General features: G+C 65.9%; 9 protein-coding genes. 1 reads left to right on the forward strand and 8 read right to left on the reverse strand.

The window, feature by feature from the left end:
* Positions 1–67 precede the first annotated feature (67 nt).
* Complete coding sequence (locus AC0L20_RS34870) at positions 68–2,515, reverse strand: adenylate/guanylate cyclase domain-containing protein (protein ID WP_473294970.1); 2,448 nt, start codon at positions 2,513–2,515, stop codon at positions 68–70.
* A gap of 273 nt (positions 2,516–2,788) precedes the next feature.
* On the reverse strand, positions 2,789–4,867 hold the full coding sequence (locus tag AC0L20_RS34875; RefSeq protein WP_473294971.1) for an AsmA family protein: 2,079 nt from the start codon (positions 4,865–4,867) through the stop codon (positions 2,789–2,791).
* 235 nt (positions 4,868–5,102) lie between these two features.
* Here AC0L20_RS34875 and AC0L20_RS34880 point away from each other — a divergent pair, with 235 nt between their 5' ends.
* The gene (locus AC0L20_RS34880; RefSeq protein ID WP_007599026.1) at positions 5,103–5,777 is read left to right on the forward strand and encodes a Crp/Fnr family transcriptional regulator; all 675 of its coding nucleotides are present in this window, start codon (positions 5,103–5,105) and stop codon (positions 5,775–5,777) included.
* A 3-nt stretch (positions 5,778–5,780) separates the two neighbouring features.
* Here AC0L20_RS34880 and AC0L20_RS34885 read toward each other — a convergent pair whose 3' ends face one another.
* From AC0L20_RS34885 to AC0L20_RS34910, 6 genes are all read right to left on the reverse strand, one after another.
* The gene (locus AC0L20_RS34885) at positions 5,781–6,146 is read right to left on the reverse strand and encodes a DUF5615 family PIN-like protein (protein WP_473294972.1); all 366 of its coding nucleotides are present in this window, start codon (positions 6,144–6,146) and stop codon (positions 5,781–5,783) included.
* The gene (locus tag AC0L20_RS34890) at positions 6,143–6,382 is read right to left on the reverse strand and encodes a DUF433 domain-containing protein (RefSeq protein ID WP_456766717.1); all 240 of its coding nucleotides are present in this window, start codon (positions 6,380–6,382) and stop codon (positions 6,143–6,145) included. The genes AC0L20_RS34885 and AC0L20_RS34890 overlap by 4 nt, the downstream gene beginning before the upstream one ends.
* A 63-nt stretch (positions 6,383–6,445) precedes the next feature.
* Positions 6,446–9,595 (reverse strand): efflux RND transporter permease subunit, encoded by a 3,150-nt coding sequence (locus tag AC0L20_RS34895; RefSeq protein ID WP_473294973.1) that lies wholly within the window; start codon positions 9,593–9,595, stop codon positions 6,446–6,448.
* On the reverse strand, positions 9,595–10,524 hold the full coding sequence (locus AC0L20_RS34900; protein WP_456766715.1) for an efflux RND transporter periplasmic adaptor subunit: 930 nt from the start codon (positions 10,522–10,524) through the stop codon (positions 9,595–9,597). Before AC0L20_RS34900 ends, AC0L20_RS34895 begins: the two co-directional genes overlap by 1 nt.
* A 158-nt stretch (positions 10,525–10,682) precedes the next feature.
* Positions 10,683–11,354 carry an OmpA family protein gene (locus AC0L20_RS34905; RefSeq protein WP_247363157.1) on the reverse strand — a complete coding sequence of 224 codons (672 nt, stop codon included), beginning with the start codon at positions 11,352–11,354 and terminating at the stop codon, positions 10,683–10,685.
* 146 nt (positions 11,355–11,500) lie between these two features.
* A complete protein-coding gene (locus AC0L20_RS34910; protein ID WP_473294974.1) occupies positions 11,501–13,009 on the reverse strand; it encodes a caspase family protein in 1,509 nt (502 codons plus the stop codon).
* Positions 13,010–13,075 lie beyond the last annotated feature (66 nt).

The raw sequence follows: 13,075 nt of genomic DNA on the forward strand, positions 1-13,075 counted from the left end.
CGTAACCCATTGATTTTGCAGGCCCCGGCTACTGTGCATGGGGTTGTTTTCGCAGTTTTTGTTTGGGCTACCCGCGCCGCCTTGCCGCCGCGGCATCCACCACATTGTCCACCTCCTCGCGCCACGACAGGATCTCCATCGCGAGCACGGGGTGGTTGAAACCCTTGAGCACGAGATCGTCGAGCGCGCGGGCTTCGACCCAGGGCTCGACCATGCCGTAGACGCGGCGGCTGACGACGACCTGGCCGGCCTTGGCTTCGTCGCAGAGGCGGGAGGAGAGATTGGTGACGCTGCCGATCGCGGCATATTCGAGCCGCTGCTCGAAGCCGATCTGGCCGAGCGTGGCGTAGCCCATGGCGACGCCGACACCGAAGCCGAGCGAGTGGCCGCGGTTCTTCCACTTCTCGGTCAATTGGCCAATCACATCGCGCATCTCGACGGCCATCTTCACCGCGCGCTTGGTGTGGTCGGCAAATTGAATCGGCGCGTTGAACAGGATCATCACGCCGTCCCCGGCAAAGCGGTCGAGCGTGCCTTCATAGCGGTGGATCAGCTCGCCGAGCGCGGCGTGATATTCGCGCAGCACGTTCATCGCCTCTTCCGGCTCGGTCGCCTCCGTGAACGAGGTGAAGCCGCGCAAATCGCAGAACACGACGGTGACCTCGCGGCGGTGGCTGTCGAGCAGCGCGTCGTGGCCATCGGACGAGGCGATCAGCTGCGCGACCTGCGGGGCGAGGAAACGCTCGAGCCGCTTGATGCGGCCGATCTCGCCGAGTTGTTTCTCGACCCGCTCTTCCAGCGAGCGATTCCAGTTGCGCAGCTGCTCGGTCTGCTCCTGGAGCTTGGCGGCCTGCTGCTGCACGGTTTCGTGGGCCGCCGCGAGCTCGCGGCCCTTGTGGTCGACCTCGGTGAACAGCCGCGCATTGCGCATCGCCAGCACGGCCTGGTTCGCAAAGGTGCGCATCAGGCCGATGATGCTGGCGGCGAACTCGCCGCTGGCGCGGCGCAGCACCACCAGCGAGCCGAGCGTGCCCTGCTGGTCCACCAGCGGCACCACCAGCACCGAATGGAAGCCGGCCGCGATCGCGACATCGCGCAGCGGCTGCTCGGAGGCCTGTTCGAGATCGGCGATCGCGATCGGCTCGCCGCTCCCGGCCGCATCGCTCAGGATATCTTGTCCTTCGTCGATCGTGACATGGGCGCCGTCGGCGGATTTGTCGATGCCGTTGGCCTCGACCAGATTGAAGCGGCGCACCTCGGCGTCATAGCCGTAGATCAGCACGGCGTCGGCATGGGTGATCTCGATCGCGCGCGCGGCGATCGTCGGCAGCACGGCGTTGAGATCGAGCGAGGCGGCGACCGCGCGGCCGACCTCTTCCAGCACCTTGAGCTCGTTGATCGATTGCGCGAGATCGCGGGTGCGCTCCTCGACCTTGGTCTCCAGGTCCGAATAGGTCTCCTGGATCTGGCTGGCCATGCGGTTGAACTGGCCGGCGAGATCTTCCAGCTCGTCGGCGGTGTGCACCTCGATGCGATGGCTGAAATCACCCTCGCCGAGCTTGTGCGCGCCGTCGCGTAGCGCCGTGATCGGAATGATCATGCGGCGCGCCAGAAGCGTGCCGGCGAGGATCGCGACCAGCAGGCCCATGCCGATCAAAAGCGCAATGCGCACCAGCTGGTCGCGGATCGGCATCAAGGCCTGCGTGGTCGGCTGCTCGAACATCACGCTCCAGCCGAGCTTCGGCACGGTGCTCGCCGCGCTCATCACCGCATGGCCGTTGAAGTCGGTGCCCGAACTGTCGGGCGCGTGGCCCGGTGCGACCGCAGCCGCGACCTGCGGCAGCTTCGACAAATCCTTGCCGATCTCGGGGCCCTTCGACGACGTCGCCAGCACGCGGCCGCGCGGATCGACGACATAGGCGAAGGCGGCTTTGCCGACCTGGGCGTCGGAGAGGTACTCGGAGAGAAAGCTGAGATCGAGCTCGGCCACGGTGACGCCGGCGTTGAAACCGGAATGCGCCACCGAGATCGACATGAACGGCGTTCGGTCGGAGAACCAGGCCGGCGCGTAGCTGACGCCGCGGGCGACGGTGTCGGTGAAGCGCATGTCGCGGGAGAGGTCGGCGTTGCTGCCGGTCGTGGTCGACTGGCGCGAGACGCGCAGCACCTCGCGGCCGTCGCCGTTGAGCTGGAACAGCTGAGTGACGACCGAGACCTGCTGCAAGAGCTGGGCGTAGTCGGCGCGACGCTTCTCGAGCGTGTCGCGGCTGGCCGTCGTCACCCAGCTGATCTGGCGCTCGAGCTCGGAGATCGACTGCTCGATCCGCCGCGCGGCGGCCTGCGCCTTGTCCTCGAGACCGTCGGTCAGCTGTGTTTTGGTGGCGCGGTAGGAGATCCAGCTCTCCATCGCGCCGTTGACGGCGAGCACGAACACGACGAGGCCGACGAGAGAGACGACGTATTTGGCGAACAGACCTTCGCGCAGAAACCGTGTCTTGTCGTTCGCTCCTGCCATCCCGATCCTCTCGCGCCGCCATCGGCGCCGGCGCTACGGGCCGCACGGACCCTGCGAGCCTTCTAGCACAATTTGGTCCAACGGACTGTGAAGGGACTGGTCGGGGCCGCCTGACCGGCCGGTGTGGTTACCCGATGTGGGCGTCGGGGCAGGCGGAAGCATGGTGAATTGTCGCAGTCTCATCCGTTTGGGGGAAGCCGCCGCCGGGCCAGCCGATGTAAGGGGGTAGCCTTGGCAAGGGAGGGCTGGGAGTCCAGCGCTTTGGTCCTGCAATCATCGATTAAAGAGCTGCCGCAGCACGTCGTTCATCGGTTGGCTGTCCTGCTGCGCCGCCGGCGGGTCCTCCAGGCCGGGGGACGCCGGCGAAGCTTGCGGCATCAGTGTGGATGGCGCTGCAGGCAGGCTGCGGCTGCGGCCGGTGGCAGTGCCTGTGCCGGTGGCAGTCCCAGTGCCGTTTCCCGCGCCACCGGAAAGTCCCTGCTGGATCAGATTGCCGAGCGCCTCGCCCAGGGGGCCGCCGAGCAAATTGTTCTGTCCGGGCTGCTGGGTTTGCGGATTGGCATTGCCGGTCGCATTGCCGCCACCCGGCGCGCTGGCTCCCCCGAGGCCAAGGCTTCCCAGAATATTGCCGAGCCCGGCCCCATCAGCGCCGAACAACCCCTTGCCCATCTCGCGCAGCTTGGCATAGGCGGCGTCCGGATTGTCCAGCATGCCGGCCATGTCGGGATAGATTCGCGGCTGCGACCAGGTGCCCTGGATCATCACGGGGATGCCGAAGCCGACCGGCTCGGCGGCGCGGCCCTGGCCTTCGGTCGTCATCACCAGCTTCGGCTCGACGCGAAAGCCCATCATCTTGGTGTCGAGTGCGATCGTGCCGGCGCCGGTGACGCGGACCAGCGGTCCGGTCAGGTTGAGATCGGTGGTCACCGCCTGGCCCTTGTCGATCCGGAACGACGCCGAGAGCTGCGACAAATCCGTGCTCTGCTCCCGACCGTTGTCCTGGTTTGCCTGCCAGCCGGACAACGTGCCCGAGGTCAGCGAGCGGATCATCTGCGCGACGTTGATGCCGCGAATGGCGCCGTCCTGGAAATTGACGAAGGCCGTCCCTTGCATGTTCGCCATCAGCGCGCGCTGGCTGGTGCCGGCGCTGCGCAGCGCGAGCTTGGCCTGCAGCTTGCCGTCGATCCGGTCGAATTCGGCGAGGCCCTGCAGCAGCGGCAGCGCGCGCACGCCGGCGAGGTCGGAATGCATGGCAAAGCTCGGCGCGCCGCTGGTCGCATCCAGGATCAATTCGCCCGAGACTTGGCCGCCATAGGCGCCGAGATTGGCGGTGCCGGCCTTCAGCACGCCGCCGGCGAGTTTTGCATCGACCGCCAGCGGCGCGAGGCGTGCCTCGCCGATCACCGCCTCATGCGCGGAGATCCTGATTTGCGCATCGACATAGTTGAGCCCGGACACGTCGATCGGCGCATCGCTCCAGGGTTGCCCGGACGCGCCTTCCGGCGATTTCGCCAGCGGGATCGCGAGCCGCTGGAAGTCGAGATCGACCTTGACCAGAGGCTTGCTCGCGATATCGACCGAGGCCCAGCCGTTGAACGCGCCATCGCCGAGCGTGCCGCTTACGCCGTTGATCATCACGACATCGCCGCTCAGCCGCATCTCGGCATGGCCCGCGAGCCGGGACTTCAGCACGTCCGGCATGTCGATGGCGAAATCCACCGGAATGGTCGGCCGGTCGGCCGGCGGCGCCGGCGTGGTCGCCTTGATGTCGAACTTGGTCGGATGCTCGCCGACCCGTGCGGTGCCGGTGATGCTGATCTTGCGGTCGCGGCCGACGATCGCATCGGCATTGATGGCGCTGATGCGGCTCTCGACGCGATCGCGCACCCGCGCGAATGCGATCTCGCCATCGGTGACCTTGATGCGTTCGATGGCGGCGCCGTCGGTATCGAGCGCGACCGGCTTCGACGTGCCGCCGGCATTCGGCAGGCGCTCACGCAGCAGCGGCTGGTAGAGCACGGGATGGGTGACGACGAGCTCGCTGATCTTCGGCCGGCCCGACCAGACGCTCGCGAGCGACATGTCGGCCTGCACGCTGTCGATGGCCAGGCGGGTGATGCCGCTGCGGTCCTTGGGGTCGGCAAGCGTGAGGTCGTTCAGCGTCACGTTCAGCGTCGGCCACAAACTGATTCTGATGGTGCCGTCGATCGACAGGCGATAGCCGGTCGCGCTCTCGACCCGCGAGGCAATCGTCGACGTCAGGAAGCCCGAGGGGATCCCGACCACCAGCAGGAGTGCGATCACGATGACGATCGCGGCCACCGCCGCGCCGGCGAATTTCACGGCTCTCATGTCGATTTTCCAGCGGCGAGCGATCGGCGTCGAATCCGGCACATGACCGTCATTTCCACCCGTCCTTTGCGCCTGAGTTTATCCCGGGACGGGAAGCGGCTCCAAGCACGTAAAAATAGTCTGGGGGTGCTGCAAAGTTATGTGACTTATGGCACACTTCCCCGGCGCGGTTTTACGCGATCCTGATGTTGATGGTTCCAAGCGATTTGCCAACGAAATTCACAAGGACATTGAAATGAGCAAGCAGGCCGAATTTGCGGTCATCCTCAAGATGAATGCGATGTTCGCCGATCTCGGCGCAGACGAACTCCAGCGGCTGGCGAATCTCTGCCACACCCAGCATCTGGGGAATGGCGAGGTGCTGTTCCAGAAGGGCGACGCGGGCGATGCGCTGTTCGGCGTGCGGCGAGGGCAGGTCCGTATCGAGACCGGCGCCTCCGACGGCAGCCGCCTCACGCTGAACTTCATGGGGCCGGGCGACCTGTTCGGCGAGGTTGCGGTGCTGGACGGCCAGAGCCGCACTGCGGACGCGACCGCGGGCGAAGCCAGCGAGCTGTTCGTGCTGCGGCGCGAAGACTTTCTCGCTTTCCTCGAACGCGAGCCGAAGGTCGGGATCAAGATCATCGCGCTGCTGTGCCAGCGCATCCGCTGGCAGAGCGAGCGCATGGAAGAGTCGATGCTCCAGCCGCTGCCGGTTCGCCTCGCGCGGCGCCTCTGCGCGCTCGCCGCCGATTTCGGCTCGGAGGTGCACATCTCGCAGGAGCAACTCGGCGTCTTCGTCGGCGCCGCCCGCGAGAGTGTCAACCGCCAGCTTCAGGCCTGGCGCAAGGAAGCGATCCTCGATCTCCAGCGCGGCCGCATCCTGCTGCGGAACATGACCAAGCTGACGGCGATCGCGCGCAACGAGTAGGAGTTAAGTGATCGGGAGTCTGCGCCGGCGGACGCGATCCCGGTCGATGGTAATGATGCTGCCCTGTATCTCATCGTCGGTCAGGGCGGATAAAACCTCTGCCAGTCGTGTTCGGACGCCCGCCTCTGTCCAGTCGCCGCCTCGGAACAGAATGAGGCTGGGGCTATCGTTGCCCGCGGTTGCAATGAGGCGAGGATAGTCGAGGTCTGCCGTGACGACCGTGCGCACCTCCCTCCTGGCGCGATCGATGATCTCGACATCGCTCGCGGCATGAAGGCCTATCTCAGAGGCGTGGACGGCATCATGCCCCCTCTCTGTCAGCCAGTGCGACAACACTGGCGAGAGCGGCATATCGACGAGGAATTTCACTTCGCCGCGACGGCGGGGTGCAGCTCGACGGCTTCGTCCTCTGCGAGGAAGGCCGCGTAGCGCAATGCCTCATCGATATCTTCGCGTTCGAGATAGGGGTAGTCGTTCAAAACGGATTCGCGAGTTTCACCGGCTGCCAGCAGGCCGAGTAACCGTGCGACCGGAAACCGCAACCCGCGAATGCAGGGCTTGCCGGTGCAAACCGTTGGGTCGATCGTGATACGTGCCAAAGCCATCAGAGCAACATAGCGCCTGCCGACGACCTTCGCCAGTGCGCCCTCAGCCGGCTCGCCCGGAACCTACTCCGCTGCAGGGTGCACGATGTTCTTCGGTCCCGGCATCGCTTCGGCCGGCGCAGCTCCGTGATGACCGGCGCCCTCCGCATCTTCGCTGTGCACGACCAGCCGCTTGGCGAAGCGCCAGATCAGGGCGCCGAGATCGTCCATCACCATGAACATCGCGGGCACGAACACCAGCGACAGGATGGTCGAGAAGATCAGGCCGCCGATCACCGCGAGCGCCATCGGCGAGCGGAACTCGCCGCCGGCGCCGACCGCGAGCGCGCTTGGCATCATGCCCGCGGCCATCGCGATCGTGGTCATCACGATCGGGCGTGCGCGTTTCATGCCCGCGTCGATCATGGCTTCTTCGCGCGGCGTGCCGGCGTGAATGGACTCGATGGCGAATTCCACCAGCATGATCGCGTTCTTGGTGACGATGCCCATCAGCATCAGGATGCCGATCCACACTGGTGTCGTGAGCTGCTTGCCGGTGATCAGCAGGGCCGCGATCGCGCCGCCGATCGAGAGCGGCAGCGAGAACAGGATGGTGATCGGCTGCAGGAAGGTGCCGAACAGCAGCACCAGCACGGCGTAGACCATCATCAGGCCCGCCGTGATCGCGGTGGCAAAACCTTCGGACAGTTCGTTCAGGCTTTCGGCATCGCCCGAGGGGGAGACCTTCACGCCCTTCGGCCGGCTCTTCATGACCGGCAGGTCGTAGATCTTCTTGGTGGCGTCGCCGAGCGCGGCGGAGCCGACGAGATCGGCCGCGACGGTCGCCTGTCGCTCGCGATCGTAACGGTTGATGCTGGTCGGACCCTGGTCGAGCTTGACGTCGGCGATAACGGAGAGCGGCACGCCGCCCTTCTCGCCGTGCTCGCCGAGCGGCACGCGCAACTGTTCGAGCGTCTTCAGATTGCCGCGCGCGGCATCCTCGAGCTGCACGCGGATCGGCACCAGACGGTCGCCGACGTCGAACTTGGCGAGCGCGGGGCCGACGTCGCCGATGGTGGCGACGCGGATGGTCTGCGACAGGCTTTCGGTCGAGACGCCGAGCCGTGCGGCGAGATCGGCGCGCGGTTCGACGCGCAGCTCGGGCCGCTCCAGCGTGGTCTCCGAGATCACGTTGGAGATGGTGGGAATCCGCTTCATCTGCGTCGCGAGTTCGCTGGCGACGTTGTTGACGATGTTGGCGTCTGCGCCGGTCACGACCAGCGAGATTGCGCGCAGGCCGTTCTCGTCGAGGAACCAGAAGCGGATGTCTGGAATGTTCTCCAGCTCCTGGCTGATCGAGAACTCGAGCTCGCGCTGGGTGATGTCGCGGCTGTCCTTCGGCGTGTAGTTGATGATCAAGGCGGCGCGCCGGACTTCCTGGGTCCCTGGTGGAACGCGGCCGCCGTCGACGAAGATGCTCTTCACCTCGGGCCGCTTGCGCAGGCGCGCCACGATGTCCTCGGTGACTTTTTCGGTGTAGGCGAGCTGGGTGCCCGGCGGCAACTCGAGGGCAACCAGCGAGCGTGAGCTGTCCTGCGCCGGCAGGAAACCCTGCGGCAGCAGCGTGATGCTCCAGATCGAGGCGGCGAAGACGCCGAAGCCGGCCAGCACCGTGATGAAATAGTGCTTCACCGACCAAGCCACGAGCCTGTGATAGGACCGCAGCACGCGGCCGGGCGGCGGCTCTTGGTGATTGCCATGTTTGAGGAAGTAGGCGGCGAGCACCGGCGTGACGAAGCGCGCCGCGAGCAGCGAGAAGAACACCTGCACCGAGACGGTGATGCCGAACTGCTTGAAGAACTGTCCGGCGATGCCCGACATGAAGCTCGCGGGTGCGAAGATCGCGATGATCGTCAGCGAGATCGCGATCACCGCGAGGCCGATCTCGTCGGCGGCTTCCAGGGCGGCACGATAGGGCGATTTGCCCATGTTCATGTGCCTGACGATGTTCTCGATCTCGACGATGGCGTCGTCGACCAGAATACCCGTCGACAGCGTGATGGCGAGGAAGCTGACGAGGTTGAGCGAGAAGCCGAGCAGGTCCATCGCCCAGAATGCCGGGAAGATCGACAGCGGCAGCGAGATCGCGGCGATGATGGTGGCGCGCAGGTCGCGCAGGAACAACAGCACGATGACGACGGCGAGGATGGCGCCTTCGAACAGGGTCGAGATCGCCGCGTGGTAATTGCCATTGGTATATTCGACCGAGGTGTCGATCACCTTCAGGTCGACGTCGGGATAGGTGGCCTTGAGCGTGTCGATGCGCTTCTGCACGGCCTCGGCGACCTTCACGTCGCTGGCACCCTTTGAGCGCTTGATGCCGAGCGCGACGATCGGCTCGCCGTTGAAGCGGGCGAAGGTGCGGCGGTCGGCGATGGTGTCGGTCACGGTGCCGAGATCGTCGAGCCGGACCTCGCCGCCGCCGAACAGCGGAATCATGGTGCCGGCGAGGTCGCTCAGCGTCTTGGCGCCGGCGAGGGTGCGGATCGCCTGGTCGTTCTTGCCGATCTCGGCGCGGCCGCCGGCGACGTCGACATTGGTGCCGCGCAGGCTCTGGCTGACATTGACGGCCGTCAGCCCCATCGACTGCAGGCGGTCGGGATCGAGCGAGACCAGGATCTCGCGCTCGACACCGCCGATGCGCTCGACCTGGGCAACGCCGCGCACGCCCTGTAGCGCGCGCTTGACCACGTCGTCGACGAAATAGGAGAGCTGCTCCGGCGTCTTGCCGGGCGAGATCGCGGCGTAGGTGACGATCGGCAGGCCGATGACGTCGACGCGCTGGATCAGCGGCTCGGTGACGTTCTGCGGCAGGTTGGAGCGCACGCGCGTCACCGCGTCCTTGACGTCGTTGAGCGCGCGGTCGGTGTTGGTTTCCAGGGCGAACTGGATGGTCGTCACCGACAGGCCGTCGGTGATCTGCGAGGTGATGTGCCTGACGCCTTCGACACCGGAGACGGCGTCTTCAACCGTCTTGGTGACCTGGGATTCGAGCTCGGCGGGGGCCGCGCCGAACTGCGATACCGCGACCGAAATCACGGGAATGTCGGCCGAGGGTAGCCGCGTCACTGCGAGCTTGGTGAACGACACCCAGCCGAGGATCAGGAGGATGATGGAAAATACGACCGACGGCAGCGGATTGCGAATCGACCATGCCGAGATATTGAGAGCCATCAGCGTACCCGCGTGCGATCGAGTTCATCGGCGAACATGGTCTTGATCTGGTCGCCGTCATGCAGCGAAGAGCCGGCGTCGGCGACGACGATCTCGCCGACGTTGAGGCCTTCCAGGATTTCCGTCGCGCTGTCCGACGACAGCCCGACCCGTACCTTGCGCGTCTCGACAATGTTGCCCTTGACGACCTGCACGGTGAGATGGTCGATCGCGGTCTTTGGAACCGCGACGCCGCAGCTTCGCTTGGCGTCGATCGAGGCGCGGGCGAACACGCCGACTTTCAGCGAGGGATTGTTGGTGACGCTGATGCGCACGCGGCCGAGCTGGGTGGCGCGATCGATTTCGGGCGCGACCAGCCTGACCCGGCCGATCAGATCGGGCGCGTCGTCGCGGCTGATGCGAACGGTCGCGCCGGAGCTGAGCTTGGCCATGTGCACCGCGGGCACCTGCGCATCCAGCTCGATCTCGTTGTTGACGGCGATACGGAACATCGGGCCGGCCTGCGGCGAGGCCGGCGCGCCGACGATGGTGCGGACCTCGGTGACGAGGCCGGGAGCAGAGGCTTTCAGCGAAACCGGTCCTTGCGGGCCGGGCCGCGGCGGCTGGCCCGGGATCTGGGGCGGTGCGGTCAGACGCGCCAGCTCCTGATTGTCGGTAACGAGGGTGCCCTCGGTGACGAAGAGGTCGGTGACCCTGGATCCCTCCTGGTCGGCGACGACCACGGCTTCGCGGCGCGGCACGAAGAAGCCGGTCACCCGGACCAGGTCGGAGAAGCAGGCATTGGTCGACTTGGTCACGATGACCAGCGCCTCGCTCGGCGTTTCCTTAGGCTCGGCGCGATGCCGGTGCTCGAACAGATAATAGCCGACGCCGAGTGCGACGACGAAGACCACTGTTCCGGCCGGCTTGAGATATTGGGAGAGGTTCATCGCCGGATCGTCCTGGCCTGGCTCACGGCCATCCGCGCGCGGCCCATGGAGAGCGTTTCCCTGAAATGAAGCAGCGTCCCGCAAGGCTGCGGGACGCGCGCTGGAAGCGAGACTTTACACCACATCACGACTTGTCACTTCAAAGGATTACGTCGTGCTCACTTCGATGCGGTGGTCTTGTTTTCCATGTTGACGACCTGCACGCGACGATTGACCTCGGCCATCGGCTGGGCCGGGTCCTTCAGCTTGCTCTTGCCGTAGCCGACCGTGACGAGGTCGGTCGCGGAGATGCTGTATTTGTCGACCAAATAGCGCTTGATCGAATCCGCGCGGCGCTCCGACAGATCCTGGTTGTAGCTCTCGCCGCCGGCGGCGTCCGTGTGGCCGGCGACCACGAAGGTCGAGCCCTTCAGGTCGGGGCTGGTCAGCGCGCGGCCGAGCGCCTGGACCGAGGCAAGCGATTTTGCGCTGATATTGGCCGAGTTGTAGTCGAACGTGATTTCCAGATCGATGTTCGGCTTGTCCTTGGCCGCCGACGCGATTTCTTCACGCTCGACCGACGAAAGCGAGCGCGTCGAGCGGCCGCGCACGGACTGGATCAGCTTGGACTCAGCCGCACTCGGTGCGGGATCGGCCTGCGGAGCGATCGAGAGGCCGCGCGTCAGGGGCTTTTTCGGCGGCGGCGCCAGCGCGCGGACGATCTCGTCCTCGGTGACGTTCTTGCTGTTGCCGTCGTCGCCGGCGAATGCCAGCGGGATCGTCAGCGACAGCGCGGCGCCGACGGTGATGATGGACAGGATTGCGGTAAGTCCCTTTGCAGCCAATCTCATAGCCAGTCCCTCCTGCGCAGCCAGCTGGCGCGGTTCGAAAATCCTGCAGTAAGCCGCCCCGAAAAGGCGGGCGGCGGCATCCGTTCAATTAGTCTTCGCCGGGCCGTCGCGGGTTCGAGGCACATCGGCCCCGATTCAAAAAAATATCAACGCACTCCGTAGCTTGCGAATTCCTGAACAATGTTCGGGTCCATCGCCTTGGCATTGGCGATGTCGAGCGCACCTTCCTGCGCCGAGCCGTTGCGCTGCTTGGCGATCCCGCGTCCGAACAGCGAGGAGGTCAGGCGCGGATTGATCCTCAGGGCGGCCTCGAAATCGGCGATGGCGTTCTTCACCGCTCCCGATTTCAGATTGACGAGCCCCCGGCTGTCCAGCGCGTCGACGAAGTTCGGCCGCAGCCGCAGGGCCTCGTTGCAATCCTTCAGCGCGCCCTGGAGGTCGCCGACGACGGTGCGGGTCCAGCAGCGGTTGTTCAGCGCCTCGACGTCCTTCGGGTTGATCCGGAGCGTCTCGTCAAAATCCTTGATGGCCAGGCTGTAGGCGCCCTTGCTGGCATAGACCTGACCGCGCCGGTAAAGCGCGTTCACGTCATCCGGATTGGCCGCGATCTTGGCGGTCAGCCCCTTGATGGTGGGGTCCTCGGCCAGGACGGCGGCACTCGGCCCGCTTTCCATGCTCGGAGCGGTGACGGGATCGGCCGGTAGCACAGGCGGTGGTGGCGGCGGCGGTGCCGGTGGCAAGGCAGCCTCGACCTGCGGCTTCGGTGACGGAGCGGGCGCGGCCACTGTGTCGGCCGGTTTCGGCAGCACAGGTGGCGGTGGCGCGGGCGGGGCCGGCGGCGGGTTGTTGGCGACGACCGGCGGCGGCGCGGGAGGCGGAGCCGTTGTTGGGCGCGACCCGCCGGCCCCTGGAATGAACGAGAAATCCTCGGCCAGCGACGAGGAGATCCACGGCACCTGCTCGCCCCGGGAGGCACGGGTGACGCCCATCTTGGTGCGGTTCAGCGTCTCCTCGGCCATCAGGTCGGGGACGCGGATTTCCTTGAGGAGTTCCTGGACGAACAGGCTGTGCTCGCCGCCGGCGTCCGAGACCACCGAGGCCAGCGCCGCCGAATACATCACCAGCGTGCCGTTCGGCGCGATGACGGGGGTCAGGCCGGCCGAGAAGCTGCGGAACCGGCGCTCGAACGGATTGCGCCTGGAGGCGTCGACCAGCGCGATCTTGACGCCGGCGCCGCGGGTGTTGAGCTCGCCGAGCACGGTTTCGAGGCTGATGCCGTCGCGCCGCACGTCGGATTCGGTCCAGATCTGCGCATCGATCGGCAGCAAATAGCTCTGCCGCGCGGACTGGATGCCGAAGCCGCTGAAGAACACCAGTGCCACCGACCCCGGCTTGATCTTGCCGTAAAGCTTGTCGAAGGCGCGGCGCATGCCGTCACCGGTCAGGTTCTCACCGGTCTCGACGGAAAAGCCGTCGCGCTTGAGCTCGTCGGCGACGTCGCGCGCGTCGTTGAGCGGTTCCTTCAGGGGCGCGTCGGCGTCCGGGTATTTGGCGTTGCCGATGACCAGCGCAAAGCGATCGCCGGCCGCAAGTGACGGAGCGGTCGGGATGAGCGACACGAGCAAGGACAGAACGAAAAACAAGCGAATTTTCATAATTAGCGCGATCCAGCCAAAAAGGCGCCGTTTCCAGCTTGCGCCGCGGCGACCTTAACTTACGCA

The organism is Bradyrhizobium sp. Kon58, from assembly GCF_055807455.1.